Here is a 24,419-nt window from a genome sequence, read left to right as displayed (position 1 = left end):
AAACTTCCAACGAAAGTTTTTATCCAGTCATAAGTATATTACTATTAAAAATAAATTAGTAGTATACTTAATCTAAATAGCATTAAATTATTATATTATTTTAAAAATCACATAATATTTATCAATTTCACAATATGGTTATAATATATTAAAAATACCTAAATTGCACAATTATAAATTAAAAATTAGTTCTACTTATATTCTTTGCTTTTATATATCTATAAATCATAGCATATGATAAAGTGAAAATAAATAAAAATGTTATCAATGTAGAAGGAACCAATGTTTGAGAAATGAAATTTGTGAAACTTCCTCTTGGAGCCCATAGAATAAACGGAATAATGAACAGTTTGTATCCATTACTTATATATTTATGTTCACTTAAATCTGAAATTTTATATATTAAATATCCGTATATAATATTTCCTAAAATTATACCAGGATATGAAAAGTCCTGAAATAATTCAGCAATGTAACATGAGCCTGCTCCTCTTCCGGATAAATATGAGTTTATCATTATGGTGTAAGATAATGAATGCGTAAAGCTACCACCATATAAAGCATGTTCAACATTATTACCATGGTATACAGGAATATTAAATAATCTTGGTAAAATACCAGTATGCATAAATTCTAATGTATATATCTGGTCAGGAATAAAATCCCTATATATATACGCCTTTTTTACAACAGTGCTAGTTACACCTTGATCATAAAAAAACTTTAACATACCTTCAAATATGTTATTGGACGTAAACCTAAATCCTTGTCTGTACACTTCATAAAAAGATATAAAAAAGGCTAAAAATGGCAGAGATAGTAAAACTATTATTACCATTTTCTTTGTTATCCATACCTCGCCTTCTCTATCTCTAAAGAGAAAATAAATCATTAAAAAAAGTAGACCAAGCATAGATGTAGACCTTTGCCCTGTTCCTAAAGATATAATTAAATAAACTACGTACAAAAATAGTGGAAATTTAATTTCTTTCTTCTTTGGAAATGTACCTAAATATATTGCCCAAGAAATAGGCATAATTATTTCAATTTTACTCATTATATATAAAATGAAATTATTCCTTAAATAATCTGAATAACCAATATAATACTGAGTAAAACTTGAATTTTTAACATATATAATAACTGCTACTTTAGAAATTATTGCAAATATATAAGAAAAATAGAAGAATATTAAACTATTTTGCCTTACTGTTAATTTATATAAACTACCTAATTCTGTTAACTGTTTCTTAAATACATCTTTATTTATTAGCCTCTCAGAAAAAAAGTTGAAAGATAAAACTAGTGTAATCAATGATATTATCAAGCTAATCCATGTGTGAACCTCTGAATTTCTAGGTAGTATTTCAACCTTGTATGCTAAAAACTGCTTCACAAAATCACGTCCTATTAGGAAAATAAAGAAAGATACTAAAAATGCAAAAAGCATAGCTCTTTTTTTTATTTCTCGCAAACTATAGAACATGCATGCTGTCCAAATTATTAATAATATAGAAAATAGTGGGTCTACACTAGGTATAGCTACACTTAAAACTATAATTGTTATTACAGTGGTAAATTCTATTATATTTCTTAGAGTAAATTTCATAATAACCAACCTTTTATTTATGGGTCTGTATGTACAATTAAAACTTAGCAATTGTCTATAGGATTTTGTTTACGTTATTTGTAATCCTACTCTTCAATTTCTACGACTATCTTTTCCAGAGCTTCTTCACAGGATTTTATTGCTTCTGTTGTTGTATCTGTCTGGCTTATTGCGTAGCAGATTCTGTCATTGCTATTTCTAATTTCTGAAGATGTTTCCCCTTGACCGTGGACAATTTTTATTTCTTTTATATTTTTGACTTTTTTAGCTTCATCTACGCCATTTATAGCAATGATTTTTCCTTGTTTGCAATCTTTATATCTGATAGCTGAAGCCATGTTTAAAGTTTTTTTCAAAGAAATTTCTTCGCCTAGAGCAATTTTTATGGAGGCTTCTACCATGTTAACTCCTGTAGATAACGGAACTAGGTGAGTAGTGATATTATCTCCCCCTAACCTTGCTCCTATTTCTACAATTTTAGGTCCATCTTTAGTTACTTTTATTTCTGTATGAGATGGTCCATCTGTTATTCCAATGGCTTTGGTAGCTTTTTGGGTTAGCTTTTTTATTTCTTCTTTTGTTTCATCTGATAACATAGAAGGTTGGGTATGAACCATTTCTACAAAATATGGAGCACCTGTGGTTATCTTATCTGTAATCTGAATTACTTCACAATTTTCATCGTGAGATATAGATTCTACACTTACTTCTTCGCCTTCCATGTATTCTTCTACTACAAGTGTACCTGATATTGAGTTTTCCTTGCAATATGAGTAGACTTCTACCAAGTTATCAGAATCCTTTACTAGTCTAATACCTCTACTGCCTGAGTTATCACTAGGTTTTACTATGCACTTGTAGCCCTTATCCATAATTTTTTTACTAGCCTCTAAGAAGTCTTTATAGTTTTCTACTGAAAAATACATTGGAATAGCGACATCGTTGTTTCTTAGTGCATCCCTCATTTTTGATTTGTTAGTTGCATTTATGGCTGTTTTTATATCAATGCCAACTAAACCCAATTCTTCACATACTTTCGCTACAGTCATCATTGGCCTATCACTTGCAATAGTCATTATTCCATCGATATGATTATTTCGAGCTTCTTTTAAGACCCCATCAATATCAGTTGTACTTACAACTATTTTCTTATCAGCATATGAAAAACCTTCTGCATTAGGATTCATGTCCACTGCTATTACATATATGCCCATTTTTTTCGCTTGAAGAATAGCAGGTATTTGTAATACACTTGCCCCTAAAATCATTAATTTTTCCATATAAACCTTCTATTAAATATATTTCTCCACGATTTTACAATAATTCTCTATTACATAGTCTATTTCTTCATCCGTTAATTTTGTATGAAGTGGTAGAGTTATTGCGTTTTGATAGTGTTTGTATGCATTTGGATAATTGTTAATATCAAATCCTAAGTTTTTGTATGCAGTAAGTAGTGGCAATGGCTTGTAGTGAACGTTGCATGCAACCCCTGCTTTCGCCATCTCTTCTATGATTTTATTTCTCTCTTCTTCGCCAATACCTGGCACTCTTGTTATATACAAGTGTCCTGATGAAGAATAATCGTCTGTAAAATGATCTAAAGTTTCTACACCTATAGCTCTAAATGCTTCATCATATCTTTCTATGATATCTTTTCTTCTTTTAAGTAGGTCAGGATATCTTCTAACTTGGGCAAGACCAATTGATGCCAAAACATCTGTCATATTGCACTTATGCCAAGGACCTATAACATCATATTCCCAAGATCCTAGTTTTGTCTTATTTAGAGCATCTTTTGATTGACCGTGCAAGGATAGAAGTTGATATTGTTTGTAAAGTTTTTCATTGTCAATACCCTCTCTATCTCTCCATGTTGCATAACCACCTTCTGCTGTGGTGAAGTTTTTTACAGCATGAAAAGAGAAGTTTGAAAAGTCTGCTACAGATCCAACCTTTTTACCCTTGTATTCTGCACCTAATGCGTGAGCTGTATCTGCAATTACTATCACTCTATCAAAGACTTTTTGAATATCATTGTTTGCTTTAAACAAGTTCTTTTTAGCTTCAACTATTTCAAATATCCTATCATAATCACAAGGAATACCTGCTAGATCAACTGGAATTATTGCCTTAGTTTTTTCGTTAATTAAAGAATCAAGTTTGTCATAGTCCATTTCTAGAGAATCTTCTTGAGCGTCAACCATCACAATTTTTGCGCCTACATGGTCTATGACAGATGCTGTTGCTGTATAGGTGTATGATGTAGTGATTACTTCATCACCTTCTCCAATACCTAACACTCTAAGAGTCATTTCAGCTGCAGCAGTTTGAGAGTTTAAACAAACTCCAATATTTGTTCCAGTAAATTTCAAAAGTTCTTTTTCAAGTCTTTTAGTTTTTGGTCCTGTGGTTATCCAGCCTGATTTTAAAGCGTCAACTACTTCTTCAATTTCTTCCTCGCTGATGTCTGGTGGTGAAAATGGTATGTTCATATTTCTCTCCTTTTATTTTTCTTTTCCAATATAGGTATCTATTAAACTTGTAATTATTGAAATTATATCTATTTCTTCTATATCTTCTTTGTTTATTGCATGATCAAGATCTGTAAAGAAATCCTCTCTAGAAAATTCTAATGGTCTACCAACTGATATTCCATCAATCTCGGTATCTTTTAGTTCTTCTTCATCCATCAACCTTTCTTCGTATAGTTTTTCTCCAGGTCTTAGTCCTGTATAAACTATCGGCATATCTATATCTGGTTTAAACCCTGATAGTTTTATTAGTTGTCTAGCTAAATCATCGATTTTTACTGGATCTCCCATGTCTAGTACAAATATTTCTCCACCCTTTGCCATAGATCCTGCTTGTAATACAAGTTTTACTGCTTCTTTGATTGTCATGAAGTATCTAATTATCTCAGGGTGCGTTACTGTTACTGGCCCGCCTGATGCGATTTGCTCTTTAAATAATGGAATTACAGATCCATTTGATCCTAGCACATTACCAAATCTAACTGCAACAAATTCTGTCCTTTGATTCTTTCCTTCTAGAAGATCTTTAGGGTTTATTGTTATGTTTCTATCTCCATCATGGACGTTTACCTTGGCTAGTTTATCGTATTCTTTGTTTTCTCTTATATCATTTAGAGCTTGGATAATCTTCTCGCATACTCTTTTGGTAGCTCCCATGATTGATGTTGGGTTTACTGCTTTGTCTGTTGATATTAGTACAAATCTTTTAGCATTGTATATTAGTGATAATAGTGCTACTAGGTATGTTCCTCTTACGTTGTTTTTGATTGCCTCTACTGGGCTTACTTCCATTAAAGGAACATGTTTATGAGCTGCCGCATGGAATACTATGTCTGGTCTATATTTTTCAAATATCATCTTTACCCTGTTGTAGTCTCTTACTGATCCTATTAGGGTGATGAAGTTTAAGTCTTTGTTATTTCTTTTTAGCTCTTGTTCTATCTCGTAGGCATTGTTTTCGTAAATATCAAATATTATTAGAAGTTTCGGACCGTATTGGGAAATTTGTCTACATAACTCAGATCCTATTGATCCGCCACCTCCTGTAACGAGTACTACTTGATCGTTTAGGTATTCAAATGTTTCATTTGAAAATATCTTGACTGGATCACGGCCTAGTAGATCTTCTATTTGAACGTCTTTCATTGTTGACATAGAAATATTACCTGAAACAAGTTGATATATTCCTGGTAAGACTTTTATTTCACAAGATGTGTCATTACAAATTTTTAGTATTTCTCTCTTTTTATTATCTTCTACAGATGGAAGAGCTACTAATATTTGGTCTACGTTATATTTGTTGACTACTTCTTTTATCTTATCCCTACCACCAAATATGATTGCATCATCTATGTATAGGTCTTTTTTAGATGGGTCATCGTCTATGAATCCTATTACTCTAATTTCGGTTTGTCCTTGTCTGTTGGATTTGTTGATGTCTTCTTTTAGTGTTTGACCTGCAGATCCTGCCCCTATTATTAGGGCGTTTTTGAATGACGGATTTCTCCTTAGTGATTTATACTTTCTTTCTAGTAGCATCTTTTCTGCAAATCTTACTGCTACTGTTAATGTATATTGGATTAAAAATCCAAATACAAAATAAGATATAGGCATTCTATTAAAGAAGATATTTATTATTAGTATATGACTTAGAAGTGATAGCAATACTGCTTTAGTTATACTTACAAGTTCATTATATGATACATATTCTAATACCATGTTGTATAGTTTTAGTTGAGTGTATATCAAAATACTTATTGCTGTATTTATTAGTGCGTATTTTTTGAAAGCATCTAGATAAAAAATAGGTATTTGTGTAAAGTTAAGATCAAACCTAAAATACAAGGCTAAAAAATATGCTAAGTTTATAATTAGAACGTCTAAAACGACGAGTGTTATTCTTTTATTTGTTATTTTCTTTGGTAGTTCCATTGACTAGTTACTCCTCAATTATTGTTTTTTATCTTTTTTAGAAAACCTTCCTTTAGATATTCTACTTCTTTAATCTTAGAAATGCTTACAAGTACTATATATATAAGGCCTGATAAAATAATTGCTATTAATAAACTTATATTTGATCCCAAATGTGATACCAATTTATTAAAAATAAAATAAGCTGCAAATGACATTACCATTGAAGCAACTGCAACTTTTAGTATTGCCTTAAAATTATCCTCGGTAGTTAATTTACCAAATCTACTGTAAAAAGCAAATATTATCATAAAACTTCCTAAAGCATTCGATATAGATGTTGCATATGCGAGACCATTTATTCCACTAAATTTAATCATAACAAAATTTAGGATAAAGTTGATAGTTTGTTGGATTAAAACTACTAAAACTGGTATTTTTGATTCACCTATTGAATAAAAGGCATTAGAGAATACTTTTATGACAGAGACAAATATTATATATGGAGCATATGCTGCCATAAGGGATGAAACTATCATAGTGTCACTGCTAGTAAAAGCATTTCTTTCAAAGGCAAGTTTAATAATTGGACTTGCGAAAACCATCATTCCAAGAGTTGCTGGTATTACAATTAACATTGCTAGGACATTGGAGGAAGCTACTTCTTTTTTCATCTCCTCTATCTTTCCTCCTTGGGCAAGCCTTGCAATCATTGGAAATGTTACAGTTGTAATAGTAGGAGTCGCAACGCCTGTTATAAAGCTTAGCATAGTTTTAGCATAGTATATTTGCGATACACTATCCTGACCAAAGTAAGCCGACCCCATAGAATTATCTACTATAATAAACAATTGGTCCGCAGCACCTGAAATAATAATTGGAACTATCAAAATCAAGAGCTCTTTTATATATTTATCTTTAAAGTCTATTATCTTCTTATATCTAAATCCTAGTTTTTTAGCAACGAATGGAAATCTTATATATTGAAAAGCATAACCTATTAACGATCCTACTATCAAAACATAAGAGTTATGATTACTATTATATTTAAAATAACTCCCGATGCTATGGGAACAACAAAGTTTCCCTTGATATTTAGGTATCCTCTTATGACAGATGAATACAAAAATGTAAATATGGTAAGTCCCATTATCCTCGTAAAATTTGCTGCAAGACTTAGAGCATCTCCTCTTAATCCTGGTGAAAAAGCTTTGGAAATAGGTCTTGCAAAAATAAAAGAAATAGTAAAGGCAACAAAACCAAATATCATCAGTATATTTAACAAATTGTTAGTGAATACTTGTGCCTTTTCTTCCCCTTCTTCATTTTTTACCTTGTTAAAAATAGGTATGTATCCAGAAACTATTCCACTAATAACAATTCCACTTAAAAATGTTGGAACTGTAATTGCTGTTGTGTATACAGATTTTAGCTCACCTGCTCCAACGAAAGCAGCCATAGCTGATTCTCTAACGAAACCCAAGACTTTCGAGAGAATCGTAATTATCATCAAGATTATTGTAGTACGCCCCATAATTTTCCTTTAGTAATTTATCTTTGCTAAATTTATTTATCTTTAAATAAACTTTAATTATTATATGTAAATTCTTAAATTTATAAATATCATCATTATTTTTCCATATATTATGCACTAACTGTTATTATATAGCCATTTTTCTATATATCAAATATTAATTTTTATCTATTTTTTAGAAATTTAGGCAAGTAAAAAGAGACTTGAGCCTTACTCAAATCTCTTTTTTATTACATATTTCTTGCTTTTTCTAACCATTCTTGATCTAATGGATCACCTGAAAATCTCTTTTTCTTATCTAAACTTGCAAGAGAGTTTAAATCAGATTCGTCTAATTCAATATCGAAAATGTCTATGTTTTCTTTCAATCTTTCCTTATGGACTGATTTTGGTATAATCATTGTTCCTCTATCTATGTGCCACCTTAGGGCAATCTGTGCTGGAGTTTTATTATATTTATCTGCTAGTTTGTTTAGGATTTCTTCTTCTAATATTCCTCCTTGGGTTCTAGCTAGCGGACTCCAAGCTTGGTGGGTTATTTTATTTTCATTTAGAAAGTTAATTGTCTCTGGATCTTGCAAGTACAAATGACTTTCTAGTTGGTCCATAGATGGTTTTTCGCCAACTTCAAAAAGTTTTACTAGTTGCTCTGGCATAAAGTTACATACTGCAATTGATTTTACAATACCTTGATCTTTGTAGTCCATGAAAACTTTCCATGCTTTATCAAAGTCTTCTCCAAACCAGTGAAGGTGGATTACGTCTATATAGTCAGTATCAAGTTTTTTAAGTGATTCATCTATTGATCTTTTTGTCTTGTCAGCTCCAAAGTCTGATGGCCAAACTTTTGTTGCCAGCATATAGTCACTTCTTTTCTTGGAAGAATTCTTGAGTGCTTTTCCGATAAATTCTTCATTATTATAAAATTTTGCTGTATCAATATATTCATAACCGAAGTCTAGGGCTGCATTTATAACTTCATCCATTGTTTTTTCACCTTCTATCTTGTATGTTCCAAGTCCCATAGCTGGAACTTTGATTCCGTCATTTAATGTTATATACTTCATGTAAACTCCTTTCCAAATAGTATCTTCTTATACTATTGATACCCACAAACATTTTTCTCAAAAGTCTTTTATGGTACAATCATCTTATGAAAACAGTTTTAATTACAGGATCTTCGCGTGGTATTGGGGCAGCTATCGCGAGAAGATTAAATAAAGAATACAAAATAGTTATAAATTATAATAATAGTAAGAAAGAAGCCCTAGATCTCTTGGATGAGCTTAGAAAAACAAATCCTTATGTCCTTGCTATAAAGGCAGATGTATCTAAGGAAGATGAAGTAAATGAAATGTTTGAAATTGCTGAGAATAATTTTGGATCTGTCGATGTCCTTATAAATAACGCTGGTATTTCTTCATTTTCTCTCATCCAAGATACAAACTTTGATGAATGGAGGAAGATATTATCAACTAACCTTGATTCTGTTTTTCTAACTAGTAAAAGAGCAATTCCAAATATGATAAGTAAAAAAGACGGTGTTATTATCAACATGTCATCTATTTGGGGTGAGCTTGGATCTAGTATGGAGGCATCTTATTCTGCATCAAAGGGTGCAATCAATTCTTTTACTAAATCATTAGCAAAAGAGCTTGCTCCAAGTGGTATAAGAGTAAATGCAGTTGCTCCAGGAATAGTAGATACAGACATGATGAGAAATGATTTCTCTAGCAAAGAACTTGAGTTACTAAAAGGTGAAGTTGGACTAGGTCGTTTTGCAAGTGCAGATGAAATTGCAGGTCTTATCCATTATTTGATTTCAGATGAGGCAAGTTATATAACAGGAGAGATTGTAAATATAAACGGATCATTTTCCTAAAATAAAAAGTCTGGAGTTTATTAATAATTCCAGACTTTTGTATTTATTATTTAATTTCAGAAAATTCCTTGATGTTGTACCAGTAAATCATAGATTTTTTAACCTTTTTTCCTAAAGCTTTCTCGATTGCTTCTTTATATATAGCAATTTGTCTATCATACAGTCCATCTCGCTTCTTCCTATCCGTCTTAAAATCTATAAGAACAAGATCATTATCCATCTCAAATAACAAGTCTATTTGCCCATTTACATAATAATCATCAATTTCCATGAGGAAGGACTCTTCTTTTCTGATGTTTTTGGCTTCTTTACTTATTTTCTTTATATAAGGATCGTTGAAAAATGCTAAGAGCTTATCTATTTCTACTATATTTTTAGTATCTTTATCAATTTTTCTTTCTTCCATGAGTTTATCTAAGGACTTTGATATTTCATTTTCATCGTAATCTTTAAATTCCAAGGCCTGAAAGGCTTTATGAATTATAGTTCCCTTATCCACTGGCTTATAGACTTTGACATCTTCAATAAAATTAGGCTTTTTAAAATCTGTTGCTATCAAGTCACTCTCATAAGTAGGTAGGCTATATCCGTCCACGGATGGGTCAAAGTCCTTGCTTATTTCAGTGACAGATTTTTTGATAGATTCATTTGTATCTTCCGTATAAGGGTAGGTTTTATCAAAAATCTCCTTAAATTTTATATATACTTCAAAGTTTACATAATCATCTTCTAAAAACTCGTTAATATCTGTATTTTCGTACTTATCTATTGGACTTGCTTCTGTAATTATATTTATTTCAGCAAAATCTCCCAACAAGTCAGTTTCATAATTGTCGAATAGGTCTTCACTCACTTTATCAGTTGATAATATTGCCAAAATCCAATCTAGATAATTGCTCATTTTTAGAAAATCTCTTCTTAGGTCAAGCTTATTAATTGTTTTTAGATTTCTATTACCTGTTATATACAATCTCTCCTCAGCTCTTGTCATTGCAACATAGAGGACTCTCATCTCTTCCTTTTTGTTATTTTCCGTAATCCTATCGAGAATAAGATTTTTCTTGATTGATGGAAATCTCAATTTGTTATCATAGTCAGATAAGTTGATACCAATACCTAATTCATCATCAAAAACTATAGCTTGTTTTAAGTCTTGATTACTAAATCTCTTGCTTGCTTCGGCAAGGATAACTACAGGAAATTCTAGACCCTTTGACTTATGGATTGTCATTATCCTAACTAGATTTTCATTTTCTGATAAATCTCTACTTGTCTTCATATCATCAGACCTGTACTTACTTAGCTTATCGACATATGATATAAATCCATAAAGACCGTTGTCGTTAGACCTATCGTAATCATCCATCAAGTCTATAAATCCTTCAACATTTGCTATTCTCTCTTCTGCCCTGTCTCTTGCCAGAAGAAACTTGTAAAATCCAGTTTTTTCAAATAAGTAATTACCAAATTCATATAGATTAACTAAAGATGAAATATAGGAAAGATCTGTAAATATGGTATTGAAATCATTAATCTTAGCTACTAGCTCATCATCATTATCATAACTTTCAAAGGCCTTTACAAAAGAATAACTATCACTAGCAAGTCTTATCTTAACCAAATCTTCTTCACTAAAGTTAAAAATCTCAGATCTTAGGATTGAAAGTAGAGTCAAATCGTCCTTGGGATTTACCAGATATTTTAGCATATTAATAAAAAAGCTAACTTCAACAGCTCCAAATGAAACCTTGCTTATATCATTAAAAAATGGAATTTCAGCTTTCTTGAAGGCTTCTTCATAGAGATATGATTTTGTTCCTGACCTTAATAAAATAGCTATATCCTTGTAATCATATCCATCACTTACAATCTCTTCTATAAGCTCTACTAGGTAGTCTTCCTCTGCTATATCTTGATCAATTACATTTACATGGACTTTTTTATTTTCTGTCTTAGTATCTTTGGCAGGATTTAGCCTGTGACCTCCATTTTTATAATCTATGTCTGAACTTTCCTTAGTCATCAGTCTATCAAAAATAAAGTTATCAAAATCTAGTATGTCCTTTTCAGACCTGAAATTTTTGTTTAAATTGATTCTTAGAGAATTATTGCTTTCATCATAAGTTTCTAACTTTTCTAAGAAAAGCCTTGGTTCTGCCCTTCTAAATCCATATATGGATTGTTTCACATCTCCTACAAAAAATAGGTTATCTTCGCCTTTGATAGCCTCAATTATATAGTTTTGTATCTCGTTAGAATCTTGATACTCATCAAAAAATATATAATCAAAGCTAGATCTTAGTTTCTCACGTGCTTCGTCTATATCGATCAGATCAATAAATTTATGCTCCATATCTGAAAAATCTAGGTAAGACTTTTCTTCCTTTAAGACTTGGTAGCTAGTCATAAAATCTTTTACCAGTGTGTTTATTTCTGATAGAATCTCAATTTCTTTTTTGACAAAAATCTCAATAGTTTCACTATCAGTATTTTTCACGAACTTACTCATCTCTTTGAGGCTATTTTTGTAATTATCTCTGGTATTTTTTATAAAGTCATAATCATCGACATTATCTTTTTTGCTTTTTCTAATCGCGCCAAAGGATATTTTTTGGATGTTTTTTATAAATCTGTCCCAATCTTTATCTATTAATAGGTCCAAATCATTAATTTTAGAGAAGTCATCAAAAATTAATTCTTGATGTTTATCTCTCATGTCCATATCCAAAGTATATTGGTAATTGTATATAGCAACCTTTAAAATCTCACTTAGAGTTTTTTTCACTTCTTTTTTGAAATCATCTAAACTAAATTGATCCTCACACATTTTGTCTAGCCATATGATAGGTCTAACTTGAGACATTATTTTATCATAGGTCTTATATATGATATCCTTAGCCTTGTCATCATTTTTATTTTCTGAGAAGTTTTTAAGGAAATTCTCAAAGCTAGTATCCATTTTTTCATAAGCTCTACTAAATACATCGTCCATGGCCTCTGCCATAAGAATTGTAGATGTATTGTCTGATATAACCTTAAAACTTGGTGAGAGATTATCGAAATAATAGAAATTTTCCCTAAGCATATCTGCACAAAAAGAATGGAGGGTCTTAATCTGTGCGTATTTTAAGTTTTTAATCTGCTCTTTTATGAAGCTATAATCTGCTCCATCTTTTCCTAGTTCTTCCTCAAGAGCTGCCCTAATCCTATCTTTCATTTCTACTGACGCCTTGTTGGTAAAGGTTACAATGATAAATTTGGATATGTCTTTTTTATCATCTATAACAAGTCTAATAATTCTTGTAACCAAGACGCTTGTCTTACCTGATCCTGCAGCAGCTGATACTATTATATTTTTGTTTCTAGTAGCTATGGCTTCTTTCTGTTTATCAGTAAATTCCATCTTAGACATCTCTTTCACCTCCCAAATCTTTTAGACTCAAGTTATCATCGAACTGTCTAAATCTCAGCTGGTCAATTGTTGGATCGAACTTGCATATTCCCTTGTAATCACACCACTGGCATTCATTCTTATCTTTGCTGTAGCTTAAAGGATTCAGTCTTATATCTCCATCTTTGATATTTCTTATATATTTTGCTACGAGATTTTTGGCAAATTCTTGCAATTTTTCTGCTTGGTTTGGATCTAGGATGTCAGATTTTTTCATATCTATAATAGATGAATCTTTTAGGCTATCACTATCTTTATCTATTAATTTAAAGATTTCTTCATTTATTTTTATGATCAGCCCGTTTATCCTAAACTTATCAAGATTAGATGATTCTATTGCCTCTTTTGAATATCCTTCTTTTAAGGTAGTAATCTCATCTGCCAAAGGCATATAGAAAGATCCAATTGGAACCATGATTTCCTTGTCATTTAAGGATGCTGCCATCATATAAACCAGTAACTGAAGGTCTAATCCATTTAAGAGATTGACTATTTTAAATTCTTTATTCCCAGTTTTATAATCTATGATTCTTACAAAATCATCTGATTTATCAATCCTATCTATCCTTCCTCTTAGGTAATTTTCTCCGTCTATATAAACTTTCGGTAGGCTTTCCTCACTTTTATATCCAAAGTCTTTTTCTACTGCGTATACTTCAAAGTCACCCTTTTTCACCTGATCTATAAGTTTATCAGTATTTCTCTTTCCAGATTTCAAGATGTTATTTAAGATAAATTTATTTCGTGGATCGACCCTTCGTGTTTGATCTAGGTTTTTCTCATTAGCGAGCCTAAAGTTTTTTATCAATATTTCCTCTAAGTTTTTTGGGTCTATTGTTTCTATATCTGTATCTTTTAATACTTTCGATATATCTTCCAATAATTTGTGGACGATATTTCCTACTTCTAGGTGGTCTACATCGTATGAATCCTCGATATTTGGTCTTAGTCCGTAGTTTACAAAATATTGGTAAGGACACCTAGAATATCTTTCTATCTCGCTTACATTAAAATGATTCTTCTTGTAAAGTTTACTGCTTAAATCTTTGGATAGATTTTCCTTGTCATTAGTATAAGTTAAGCCCTTTTTTATGAGGACAAAATCATCATTATCTTTTAAATATTTAATAAAAGCTTTAGAAATATCATAAGCATCAGGATCTATCTTTTCGTTTTTCTTTATCTTTCTTATATTTTCCAGAGCATATTTTCCAATTTTTTCAAAGGAATATTTTTCTATAGAAAGATTTAGATCATTTCCATATATCATTGATTCTTGGAATAACTTTCCTTCTTCGTCTCTAAATATATTCATGATAGAATTTAAAACTACAGACTTGTTGATGGCTTCTGATTTTCTATTAGAAAGAGAATATGAGAAGAATATCCTATCTGAGATTGTTATTAGCCTATAAAGATTTAGTTTCTCTCTCTCATCCAAGTCTTCGTCCAGCGCTTTCAAGTCTAGGTTCAAATCTTTTAGCTTATCCTTCTCATTTTTCCCTACAATCATATCAGCAGAAAATCCACTTGGGAAAAATACATCGTTTAAACCGAGAGCAAAGTTTATTCCTCTATCAGAAATCCTTGCCCTAGAAAAACTTGTAACTATAATGTGGTCTTTGCTTGGCGGAATAATGCCTACATTTATATCTCTACAGGTAGCCTCGATTAAACCATATATTTTTTTAAAACTGGATTTTCTTTCTCCCATAAGAGCTACCAAATCTTCGAGGATTTCAACAAATTTATCCCAAACCTGATCATTTTCCTTAAAATCATCAAGTTTTCCTGTAGATTTTAATATTTGTTGGTATTTATTTATACCAATTCTTATGTCTTCGTCATTTAGCACATCAAATATTGCTTTTGCGATTGTTATAGTTTTCTCGTCATTTAAACTTAGAATTGGACTAATTAATTTTAATATTCTTTCTCTTAATTCATTAACTATTTCATACTCTAATATCTTTTCAGTAAGTTTTTCTTCTCTTTTGGGATCATTTTCGTAGAGATTTTCGTAAAATTCCTTGTCAAGAATAAAGTATTTATCATCTATAAACATCTTTCCCTTAATCTTCCTATTTCTGATAAAGTTTTGGAAAACTATTATTTTTTTATCAAAATCTTCCGCAAAGCTAAAAAGACCAGACCTTAGAAAATAGTTTAAATCGTCTTGGGAAAAATTATATATTGCTAATCTTAAAATAGCTAAAAAAGTTTTAACTATGTGATTGTCAGATAGTTTCCTACCTGAATCCATAAAAATAGGAAGGTCATATCTATTAAAGACTTTTTCTATTTCATTTTTATACTCATCTTCATCTGATATATAAATTCCTATATCCCTATACCTATATCCTTCTTTTTTTACCATATAATTAATTAGCTGAGCACATGTTTCTACCTCAGTTTTAGTAGAAGTATTTTCTATAAAACGAATATGAGCTGGTGCTTTATTATATTTTTTATAATTATATCTTTCAAAGTTATCTACAAGATGGGATAAGTCATCGAGATTTTTCGTATCGTTTAAAACAAGATCTTTCGTTTGGTCAAGCTCTCTTAATTTATGATAAAGACTTATAGAAGAATCAAATATTTCTAAATCATTTAGCCTCCTATCATACAGATATGTCTTGTCCATATTTAACGAAATACTCACTTGATTTCCCCTCTTTAGGAGAGCATCGACAAAGGAAAGCTTTAGTTCTGACAAGCTATCAAATTTATCAAAATAAAAATTGACCCCATCTAAAAAATCACACTCAGGAAGTTTTTCAATTATATATGACAAATTATCCTCAGAATCAATGAATTTATCAGATATTTCTTTCTCATACTCATCATAGATCATCTTTATCTCTTTAAACTTGATTTTGGTGACAGGATCATCAGATCCTTCAACATCTTTAAAGAAATCTTCATCGAAATTATTATCTTTTATGCTTGATATGAGGGCAGAAATATTATTTACAAAATCAATATTGTTGTAATTATTTTTAAATAAAGTCAAATCATCATTTTTATCCTGGAGGATATTCGTAATCAAAAGTAGTTTGGCACTTTTGCTCAAAAATTGCTTGTCACTTTCTCCGATTTTATCTGTGATAAAGCTTTTTAGGGATGAAAAACTTAAAATTTTGGCATCCATTACAGATTTATATGATATATTTTTCATAAAATTGATATCTGTCTCTAGGGTATACTGTTCGGGTACCAAAAGTATAGCTTTTTTCCCTTGCTTTAAATCTTCTTCTATCTTTTTGTAAATATAAATCGAACTATCCTTGGGAAATTTCGAAATAATTGTATTTATCATGAGATTACCTCCACATAAGATCCAAGGTTTGGCTCATATGTTACCTTAATCTTTGAATCTATAGCCTCTTTTAACTCATCCACATGAGAAATTAATCCTATAAATTTATCTTCGTAGGCAAGTTTTTCTATTGCGGTGATTGCATTAGTCAAATAATCTTTAGATAAAGTTCCAAATCCTTCATCTATAAACAAAGTGTCAATCTTTATGCCACCATTTTCCATACTAATCTCATCTGAAAGGCCCAAGGCAAGAGATAAACTTGCCAAAAAGCTTTCTCCTCCAGACAAAGTTGCAACTGGCCTAAGCTTACCTGTATTTGCATCTAGGATTTCTATGTCAAGGCCTGCCTTACTCCTTAGATCTGTCGCATCTGAATTTCTTACCATAGAAAATTGGTTATCGGTCATATCTAATAATCTGATGTTGGCAAGTCTTAGAACCTTGTCGAAATAAAATGTTAGTACAAAGGTCTCAAAATCAATTTTTTCTCTGCCAGAAACTTTGCCAAAGCTTCCGTCGGCTAGCTTTGAGAGTTTTGCTAAAGTTTCTGCTGATTTTAAACTTCTATCATATTCATCTTTAAGATTCGTTATTTTTCCCAAAACTTTAGTAAATATGGTAATTTCCGAGAAAACTTCTGCTTTTTTATCTGATAGGATAGCTTTGTCGTTGGCTTTTTCTTCGATCTTTTTATTTACTAATAAAAGATCTTTCTCATCTTCATTTTTATAGCTAGCATAATTTTCTAAACTTGTTTTTAACCTATCCATTTTTCTAAAGAATTCCTCAAGTCCATCTTTTTCCTCTTTATTTTCCTCATAAGATATTAATAAAATCTCGTAAGTTTTTCTATCTTCAAAGTTTTTATAGAGAATTTCTTCAAATTCTTTTAGATAAAGTTCTGATTTTTGGTCAAGATCTTTTATAGATAACTTTTTATTTTTAATATTTGAATCAAGCTCTCTTAGTTTTAGTTCTAGGTCTTGGTAGGACTTGGTTATTGAATCAATGTTTTTACTTAATTTGTCTATTTTTTCTTTTAGTTTTTGTTTACTATATTCTAAATCATCTTTATTTAAACCTTCCATTTTATCCTTTAGGCTTAAATATTTGATTTCATTTTCCTTGGAATCTTCTAGTTTTTCTTCTATATTTTTGATTTTAAGTGTATTTTCTTCTATTTCTATGTTTGTTTCTTCTATTATCTTCTTGTATGATTTTATATCTTTAGCCTTGGATTTGTATTTTTCTCTTAAGTCTATTAATTTTTCCTCAAGGTCTTTTTTATTTGCATAGTTTTTATCTAGGAGAATTTTAATATCAGCAAGTTTCTCATCTGATGATATCTCTTTTCTTATCTTTTCAATTTGAGATTTTCTCAAGGCTAGAGCTTGGTTAATATTTGCAAGTTTTTTTCTAATTTCTCCTAGGTCATAAGAATCTACATCGTATTTTTCCAATGGATTTTTGTGGATAGTTTTACAAACAGGACAAACTTTATCTTCATTTAATTTATCTATCATTTTGTTAATAGTATTAAGCTCGTCATTTTCTAAGGCTTTTTTCTCTATAGCTTCTTCTTGCTTTTTATCCTCTTCTAGATTATTAATTTCTTTATTAAATTCATCTATTTCTGATATTTTTTTATAATCGTTTTCTAATTTTCTAGTGTTTTCTAAGAGAATTTCGAGATTTTTACTAATTAGAGTTCCTTTTTCGCTGATTTCTCTTAACATTTCATTAGCTAAATCAAAGATTTTTCTATTATTTTTCTGTTTATCTTCTAAAATTTCTTTTTTATTTAGTAAGCCTTCTAGAGTTTTTCTATCTGTATCTAAACTTTGATACGAATTCTTGTAGGACTCAAAAGTTTCTAACTCAATCAAGGTCTTTTTTGTATTTTCATAAGAAATTTTGACCTCATCAAGGATCTTCTTGTCCGTATCAAGATTATTATATGATTTTTCTAAATCAGCTAGCCTATTTTTCTCTTTACTTTTGCGAATCTCATCTTGTTCTAAGCTCTCTAATAAGTTATTTTTATCTAAAACTGCCTGCTTATACCTTTTCTCATATACAAGAATATTTTGGGCAAGCTCTCCTTTTCTTATTTCTCTTAGTAGCTTTTTATTTTTATCTTCTTCATTAATATATAAGTTTAATTCTTTTTCTAGATTTTTGTATTTTTTAACTCCTTCATTGAAGCTTCTAGTCTCCTCTAGGTTTTGATATAGTTCTTTTAGACTATTATCTAATTTTTCTTCACTAGATAGAATTTTTTCATAATTGTTGTCGAGCTTATTTTTCCCTTGGTCTATATCTTCTATAATCAAATCGAATTCATGAGTTAAGATATTGTCTTTATCTACAAGTTTTTTAACCTCATCACTATAATCTATGGTATTAGAAAGCTCCCTATCTATGTAGTCCATCTTAGTTAAATAATCTCTAGATGCTTCCTTTAATCTATCTTGAATATCTTTATATTCGTATGTTTTAAATATATCTCCCAAAAGAGCAGCTTTATCAGATGATTTTGCTGAGAGAAACTCTTGAAATTGTCCTTGGGCTAAGAGCATAACTTTTGAAAATTGTTTGTCATCTAATCCTATTATTTTTTTTACAGCAAGATCAGTTTCTCCTTGCTTGTCAGATATAAATTTCTTCTCTCCATCAATTATTTCAAAAAAGCTCACTGAATTTCCAATATTTTGAGCTTTTTTAGTTTTCTTAGCTACTTGTCTTGGTATTCTTTCTATCAGATAAGTTTTATCCTTAACCTCAAATTCTAAGCTTACAAAAGTATAAGGATCATCTTCTGACAAGAAATCACACCTTAACCTATCGCTTGTGATATTTCTTGCTACTTTCCCATAAAGAGCGAAACTTATAGCATCAAATATACTTGTTTTGCCTGATCCCGTATCTCCAGAGACTAAGAATATTTTTTTGTCATATAATTTTGAAAAGTCTATATCAACCTTGTCCTTGTAGGTGATAAATCCCCTCATTATAAGTCTTTTTGGTCGCATACAATTATCCTCTTTAGGGTTTCAATTTCGTCATTTGTCATATCTTCATCCATTTTAAATTTGTAAAAATCTGTAAAAAGTTCAACAGCATCTTTATTTTCTATATCAATATCTAAGGTATCTTCCCTACTAAAGACTGCCTTATTAGCATAGCTAATAGAAACCGCTAGGGGAAATTTAGACTTTAATTTTGCCATAGCATTTTCAATCGTGTAATCATCCTCTAAGATAAACTTGATATAATTATCGCTTGCCTCACTTTTTAGAATATCTTCAAATTTTCCTCTTCTAACTTCAAAGTCTCTCAAGTTTTTTATAGGAATTTTTTCTATGTCAATATCCTTAGTCAAATCAATTATAGTTACGCTTTTTTCTCCTAATACTTCATCAAAGGAATATTTCATAAAGGTTCCAGAATATCTAATCTTTGGATCGATCACGAAATGTGATCTATGGAGGTGTCCCAAAGCTACATAGTCAAATTCCATAAATAAATTTGCATCCATTGCATCACTTCCACCAATTGTAAGTGGCTTTTGCCCATCATCATAAATTTCCTCATCGTAAATTCCCATATTAGATGCGTAACAATGACTAACTAATACATTTCTATCTTCATAGGAAATATCATTTAGTATATGTCTGTAAAGATCTGTAAAATTCTCTATCTCGCTATCAATTTCTGCCTTAGCTTTTGCAAGGGAAATAAAAGGTATCAGATAAAAGTTAATCTTTCCATATTCATCTTCAAGAACGATTGGTTCTCTTTCAAGCTCACTTACTAGAAAATAATTATTAGACCTGTAGAAGTTCTTGTTAATATCAAGTCTCTTGGAAGAATCGTGGTTGCCAGCAATTGCTAGAACTTTTTTATCTAGCCTAAAAATAAGCTCATCCAAAAAATCCGAATATAAACTCAAGGCATCTGAACTAGGGATACTTGTATCAAAAATATCCCCAGCTATGAGAACTACATCTATATCTTTCTTTTCTACTATTTTAACTATATCTTCTAAGGCATATCTTTGATCTTCAATTAGAGAATAGTTACCAATACTTTTTCCTATATGAAGGTCTGATAAGTGTAATAATCTCAAATTTCTCTCCTAACAAATACCAAATTATCTTCAGTTGAGTTAAAAGGTTCGAATTTGTATCCATCTATTTCAATTTTCTTAATTTCTTCTAAATCAGTAATTTTATTTATAATTATTTCTCTAAGCATTTTTCCTCGCATCTGTTTGGTCCAAGCGACAACTGACCTTAGTTTGCCATTTTTCTCATCCTTAAAGTCTATTGTGATGAATTTATCATTTTCTTTAAGATAAGGTTTTATAGTTTTGGCATATTCTTTACTAGCAAGATTTATTACCAAATCATTATCCCTAAAAACTTCTTTATAAATATCATCTGCCCAGAACTTGTATAAATCTATCATGTCATTGTCAAAATAAAGTCTATAGTCCCTTATTCCTGTAAATGGTTTTAGTGCGCCATATAAAGCAGAGATAATATAAACGTGATTGTTTAGATAATCTTTATCCTCAAAATCTCCCATGTCAAATTGTTTAAATACGAGTCCATCATAGGAAAAAAGTGCTGGATTAGGCATATCATTAAAATCGAATTCTTGATAATCAAAATACGCCTTTTCAGTCAACTTATCATTTGTTTTATTTAAATTTCCTATCTCATTCATAGATAGTTTTCTAATTTTCTTAACTAATTGTTCTGTTTTTTCTGGAAATAATATAGAACTTGTTTCTATGTTATCAAAATGTTTGAATCTTTTTGCTGGTGATATAATAATTTTCATATTTACCTTCCTTATATATCTATTATACTACACTAAAAAAGTAGGCCTAAGCCTACTCTTTCTCGTATATTCATTTTATTTTCTAACTAACATTTTTCTTTTAATCATTGTAAATAAACTTACTATTATTAAAACTATTATAGCAACTAAAACTATTGAGCCACCTGGTTTTACTCCTAGATAGAAGCTTGCCGTTATACCACTAATCATAAATAATATGGATAATATTATCGCTAGTATATAAGACGATTTGTATGATTTTGTTACAAGTAGTGAGGTTGCAACTGGTATAACCATAAGTGATGTTATCATCAAAGCTCCTACTGTCTTTGCAGAAATCGCAACTGTTATAGCTGTCATTAGAGTAAAAATTGAATCTACAAGGTCAGTTTTTACTCCTGATAGCCTAGACATCATTGGATTTATAGAGTTATACAATAAAGCATTGTAAAAATATAAAGAAACTGCAACAACTAGAACAAATATTACACCAACAAGGATTAGATCATCTACGCTAACAGTCGTAATTGATCCAAACATGAAGGATTCAAAACTTGTTCCACCAGGTGTGAAATCTGATAGTACTGCCGCAAGACCAATACCAGTTGACATTACAATTGCAGTTGCCATATCGCCATACTGGTCAAATCTTCTCCTAATAATCTCTATTGCAAAGCTCGCAATGATACATATTATAAGCGACGTCCACAAGGGATTTATCCCGAATATCAAACCAATAGCTATACCAGAAAGGGACGAATGGCTAAGCGCATCGCCTATCATAGATGTTTTCCTATTTATCATAACTATTCCTATCATTGGAATAATTATAGATAACATAAGCCCTACAAGAAGGGCTCTTTGCATAAAATCATAACTAAGCATATACAAGTCTCCCTTCTTTTAGGTATACAGTTTTTGTAACGTAATCTTTGATAAGTTCCATTTCATGGCTGATTATTAGAATACTAATCTTATGATTTTTATTCAAATCATAAAGTAAATCTAAAAAATCTTTCTTGTGTTTGGCATCAATTCCTACCGTTGGTTCATCTAATATTAATATTCGTGGGGCAGATACCAAAGCTCTTGCAATCATAACTCTTTGTTGTTGACCACCGGATAAATTTTTGAAGGGTTTTTTCATAAGATTTTCAATAGCCAGGGAGGAAAATACATTTTTTACTTTTTGTTTAGTTTTTTTAGTTGGCATATTGAAAAAGTTAAACTCCTTATAAAGACCTAGGCTAACGTACTCTTCGCAAGTTACAGGGAAGGAAATCTTTGAAGAGTCGTTTACCTGAGGAACATAGCCTATTTTTTCATAGTTGTTAAAGTCCTCTATATTTTCTCCTAAAATCTTTATATCTCCAGAGTCTTTTTTGATTGCTTTTAGTATTAATTTGATTAGGGTGGACTTGCCTGATCCGTTTTCTCCGCTGATGGCTACGAAATTTCCCTCATCAAGATTTAAATTTATGTCGTTTAATATTAAATTTTCTTCATATCCAAATTTAAGGTTTTTAATTTCTAGTAATCTCATATACTATAATATACTATATTATGACAAAGATTGGTATATAGCTTCGAGATTTTCTTTAATCATTTCTTGGTAAGTTTTGTTTGAGTCTAGCTCTTCATCAGTTACAAACTCTAGAGTACTGATTGGTTTTGCCTCAGCACCTATTTCATCTGCTAGGGTTTTAGCTGCCTTATCTGATCCGCCCATTTCATAAAATACAGTTTTGATCTTTTCATCTTTTGCCATATCTGAAACTTCTTTTAAAACTTTGCTACCTGCTTCACCAGTTGAAGTCAAGCTATTTAGTGGGATTTGTTCTAAGTTAAATTCACGAGCTACATATCCGAAAGCTTGGTGAGGAACAATGAACTTATTGTTTTCTACATTAGCGAACTTATCTTTGTATTCACTTGTAATTTCATCAAGTTCAGTCGCAATCTTTTCATAATTTGCCATGTAATAATCTTTATTGGCTGGATCTATTTCAGATAATTTATCTGCTATAACTTTTGCCTGAGCCTTTCCATTAGCTGGATCTAACCATGTATGTGGATCATATTCTCCATGGTGGTGATGATGACCTTCTTCATGATCATGATCTTCATGATCATGATCCGCATCTTCATGGTCATGATCCGCATCTTCATGGTCGTGATCCGCATCTTCATGGTCTTCTTCGTGAGCGTGATCGTGATCTTCGTGGTCTTCTTCTGTTGCCTTTATTAAATCAATACTCTCGCTTGTATTTACAAATTCAACATCAGTAGATTCTTTTACCTTTTCTTCCCATTCTTCCATGCCGGCACCGTTTGTAAACATCAATTTTGCATTGGATAATTCTGCAATTTCTTTAGCAGATGGTTCAAAGCCGTGACTTTCTGTCTTTAGATTGGTAAATGATCTTACCTCAAACTTGTCACCTGCGATTTGTTTAGCAAGGTTATATATAGGGAAAAATGATGTGTAAATTACACTTTTTTCATTCTCTTGATTTTTTTCATTTCCCTCTTCTACTTTAGATTCTATTTTTTTAGAATCATCAACATTTTCATTTTCCTTTTTATCTGTGTTTGCTCCACAAGCTGTAAGTGTAACAACTAGAGCAAGAACCGTAAATAAATTTTTTGCTTTCATAATTTCTCCTTTACTTGCAAATTGTTTGCATTTAAGATTATATGCTCATTTTTTTATCTGTCAAATAAAAGTATAATATTATAGAGGTGAGAACGTGGATATAGAAAAACTCATAAAAGATAAGGGAATGAGATTAACTAGACAAAGAAAGATGTTAGCAGAAACCTTGGTAAATGAAGGTCATCCTATTTCTGCAGAAGAGATTTTTGATTTAATAAAAGATAAAATTAATATAGATCTATCTACCGTTTATAGAAATTTAAATACCCTAGAAGAAAATGAAATTTTATTAAAAACAACAAATGTCGACGGAATAAGCTACTATCAAGTAAACAATGAAAACCATAAACATTTTATAACTTGTACTATTTGCAACAAAAAGTTTATCCTGGATAATTGCCCAATCCATCCCATAGAAGAAAAAATACAAGAAGACACTGGCTTTATAATAAACGGCCACAATTTCGAATTTACAGGTATTTGCCCTGATTGTCAGAAGAAAATAAAATAAGGCGAATCATGATAAATTCTACTATCTTGACCCACATTTAGTTTTAACTTATGAGGATTAATGCCTCTTTTATAATTTCCTTTTTTCAAAACCTTATTCTGAAATTGTTTCAAATTCAAAAAAATCGGCAAGCTTTTTATAAGCTTTTGCCGATTTTT

15 protein-coding genes and 1 pseudogene are annotated in these 24,419 nt (G+C 30.7%); 2 read left to right on the top strand and 14 right to left on the bottom strand.

What is annotated here, in order from left to right:
- Positions 1 to 178 precede the first annotated feature (178 nt).
- From E0D87_RS05940 to E0D87_RS05915, 6 genes and pseudogenes are all read right to left on the bottom strand, one after another.
- A complete protein-coding gene (locus E0D87_RS05940; RefSeq protein WP_130819728.1) occupies positions 179 to 1,609 on the bottom strand; it encodes an O-antigen polysaccharide polymerase Wzy family protein in 1,431 nt (476 codons plus the stop codon).
- A gap of 86 nt (positions 1,610 to 1,695) precedes the next feature.
- Positions 1,696 to 2,889 (bottom strand): ATP-grasp domain-containing protein, encoded by a 1,194-nt coding sequence (locus tag E0D87_RS05935; protein ID WP_130819727.1) that lies wholly within the window; start codon positions 2,887 to 2,889, stop codon positions 1,696 to 1,698.
- A gap of 12 nt (positions 2,890 to 2,901) precedes the next feature.
- Entirely contained in the window at positions 2,902 to 4,104 is a 1,203-nt protein-coding gene (locus E0D87_RS05930) for a DegT/DnrJ/EryC1/StrS family aminotransferase (RefSeq protein ID WP_130819726.1), read from the bottom strand.
- Positions 4,105 to 4,116: 12 nt separating this feature from the next.
- Positions 4,117 to 6,075 carry a polysaccharide biosynthesis protein gene (locus E0D87_RS05925; RefSeq protein WP_130819725.1) on the bottom strand — a complete coding sequence of 653 codons (1,959 nt, stop codon included), beginning with the start codon at positions 6,073 to 6,075 and terminating at the stop codon, positions 4,117 to 4,119.
- A 14-nt stretch (positions 6,076 to 6,089) separates the two neighbouring features.
- A pseudogene (gene murJ / locus E0D87_RS05920) lies at positions 6,090 to 7,513 on the bottom strand (murein biosynthesis integral membrane protein MurJ).
- Between the two features lie 305 nt (positions 7,514 to 7,818).
- Positions 7,819 to 8,655, bottom strand: coding sequence for an aldo/keto reductase (locus tag E0D87_RS05915; RefSeq protein ID WP_130819724.1), 837 nt, complete (start codon positions 8,653 to 8,655; stop codon positions 7,819 to 7,821).
- A gap of 86 nt (positions 8,656 to 8,741) precedes the next feature.
- Here E0D87_RS05915 and ymfI point away from each other — a divergent pair, with 86 nt between their 5' ends.
- On the top strand, positions 8,742 to 9,470 hold the full coding sequence (gene ymfI / locus E0D87_RS05910; protein ID WP_130819723.1) for an elongation factor P 5-aminopentanone reductase: 729 nt from the start codon (positions 8,742 to 8,744) through the stop codon (positions 9,468 to 9,470).
- 46 nt (positions 9,471 to 9,516) lie between these two features.
- Here the strand turns inward: ymfI and addA are convergent, their stop codons facing one another.
- The 8 genes from addA to E0D87_RS05870 form a co-directional block, all read right to left on the bottom strand.
- A complete protein-coding gene (addA, locus tag E0D87_RS05905; RefSeq protein WP_130819722.1) occupies positions 9,517 to 12,882 on the bottom strand; it encodes a helicase-exonuclease AddAB subunit AddA in 3,366 nt (1,121 codons plus the stop codon).
- Positions 12,875 to 16,243 (bottom strand): PD-(D/E)XK nuclease family protein, encoded by a 3,369-nt coding sequence (locus tag E0D87_RS05900; RefSeq protein WP_130819721.1) that lies wholly within the window; start codon positions 16,241 to 16,243, stop codon positions 12,875 to 12,877. The genes addA and E0D87_RS05900 overlap by 8 nt, the downstream gene beginning before the upstream one ends.
- Positions 16,240 to 19,278, bottom strand: coding sequence for an AAA family ATPase (locus tag E0D87_RS05895; protein ID WP_130819720.1), 3,039 nt, complete (start codon positions 19,276 to 19,278; stop codon positions 16,240 to 16,242). Before E0D87_RS05895 ends, E0D87_RS05900 begins: the two co-directional genes overlap by 4 nt.
- Entirely contained in the window at positions 19,257 to 20,375 is a 1,119-nt protein-coding gene (locus tag E0D87_RS05890; RefSeq protein WP_130819719.1) for an exonuclease SbcCD subunit D, read from the bottom strand. The genes E0D87_RS05895 and E0D87_RS05890 overlap by 22 nt, the downstream gene beginning before the upstream one ends.
- Positions 20,372 to 21,094 carry a peroxide stress protein YaaA gene (gene yaaA, locus E0D87_RS05885; RefSeq protein WP_130819718.1) on the bottom strand — a complete coding sequence of 241 codons (723 nt, stop codon included), beginning with the start codon at positions 21,092 to 21,094 and terminating at the stop codon, positions 20,372 to 20,374. The genes E0D87_RS05890 and yaaA overlap by 4 nt, the downstream gene beginning before the upstream one ends.
- Positions 21,095 to 21,169: 75 nt before the next feature.
- The gene (locus E0D87_RS05880) at positions 21,170 to 21,979 is read right to left on the bottom strand and encodes a metal ABC transporter permease (protein ID WP_130819717.1); all 810 of its coding nucleotides are present in this window, start codon (positions 21,977 to 21,979) and stop codon (positions 21,170 to 21,172) included.
- On the bottom strand, positions 21,972 to 22,637 hold the full coding sequence (locus E0D87_RS05875) for a metal ABC transporter ATP-binding protein (protein WP_130819716.1): 666 nt from the start codon (positions 22,635 to 22,637) through the stop codon (positions 21,972 to 21,974). The genes E0D87_RS05880 and E0D87_RS05875 overlap by 8 nt, the downstream gene beginning before the upstream one ends.
- 18 nt (positions 22,638 to 22,655) lie before the next feature.
- Positions 22,656 to 23,750, bottom strand: coding sequence for a metal ABC transporter substrate-binding protein (locus E0D87_RS05870; RefSeq protein WP_130819715.1), 1,095 nt, complete (start codon positions 23,748 to 23,750; stop codon positions 22,656 to 22,658).
- Positions 23,751 to 23,844: 94 nt separating this feature from the next.
- Between E0D87_RS05870 and E0D87_RS05865 the strand changes: the two genes are divergently transcribed.
- Positions 23,845 to 24,261 (top strand): Fur family transcriptional regulator, encoded by a 417-nt coding sequence (locus E0D87_RS05865; protein ID WP_130819714.1) that lies wholly within the window; start codon positions 23,845 to 23,847, stop codon positions 24,259 to 24,261.
- Positions 24,262 to 24,419 lie beyond the last annotated feature (158 nt).

Source organism: Anaerococcus vaginimassiliensis, assembly GCF_900626155.1.
Taxonomy (GTDB): domain Bacteria; phylum Bacillota; class Clostridia; order Tissierellales; family Peptoniphilaceae; genus Anaerococcus; species Anaerococcus vaginimassiliensis.
The sequence above is the reverse complement of the archived record's forward strand: the minus strand, read 5'-3'. Positions and strand labels throughout refer to the sequence as shown.

Coding starts and splice junctions, on each gene's coding strand:
- E0D87_RS05940 (WP_130819728.1), bottom strand. CDS start 1,609: ATGAAATTTACTCTAAGAAATATAATAGAATTTACCACTGTAATAACA.
- E0D87_RS05935 (WP_130819727.1), bottom strand. CDS start 2,889: ATGGAAAAATTAATGATTTTAGGGGCAAGTGTATTACAAATACCTGCT.
- E0D87_RS05930 (WP_130819726.1), bottom strand. CDS start 4,104: ATGAACATACCATTTTCACCACCAGACATCAGCGAGGAAGAAATTGAA.
- E0D87_RS05925 (WP_130819725.1), bottom strand. CDS start 6,075: ATGGAACTACCAAAGAAAATAACAAATAAAAGAATAACACTCGTCGTT.
- E0D87_RS05915 (WP_130819724.1), bottom strand. CDS start 8,655: ATGAAGTATATAACATTAAATGACGGAATCAAAGTTCCAGCTATGGGA.
- ymfI (WP_130819723.1), top strand. CDS start 8,742: ATGAAAACAGTTTTAATTACAGGATCTTCGCGTGGTATTGGGGCAGCT.
- addA (WP_130819722.1), bottom strand. CDS start 12,882: ATGTCTAAGATGGAATTTACTGATAAACAGAAAGAAGCCATAGCTACT.
- E0D87_RS05900 (WP_130819721.1), bottom strand. CDS start 16,243: ATGATAAATACAATTATTTCGAAATTTCCCAAGGATAGTTCGATTTAT.
- E0D87_RS05895 (WP_130819720.1), bottom strand. CDS start 19,278: ATGCGACCAAAAAGACTTATAATGAGGGGATTTATCACCTACAAGGAC.
- yaaA (WP_130819718.1), bottom strand. CDS start 21,094: ATGAAAATTATTATATCACCAGCAAAAAGATTCAAACATTTTGATAAC.
- E0D87_RS05880 (WP_130819717.1), bottom strand. CDS start 21,979: ATGCTTAGTTATGATTTTATGCAAAGAGCCCTTCTTGTAGGGCTTATG.
- E0D87_RS05875 (WP_130819716.1), bottom strand. CDS start 22,637: ATGAGATTACTAGAAATTAAAAACCTTAAATTTGGATATGAAGAAAAT.
- E0D87_RS05870 (WP_130819715.1), bottom strand. CDS start 23,750: ATGAAAGCAAAAAATTTATTTACGGTTCTTGCTCTAGTTGTTACACTT.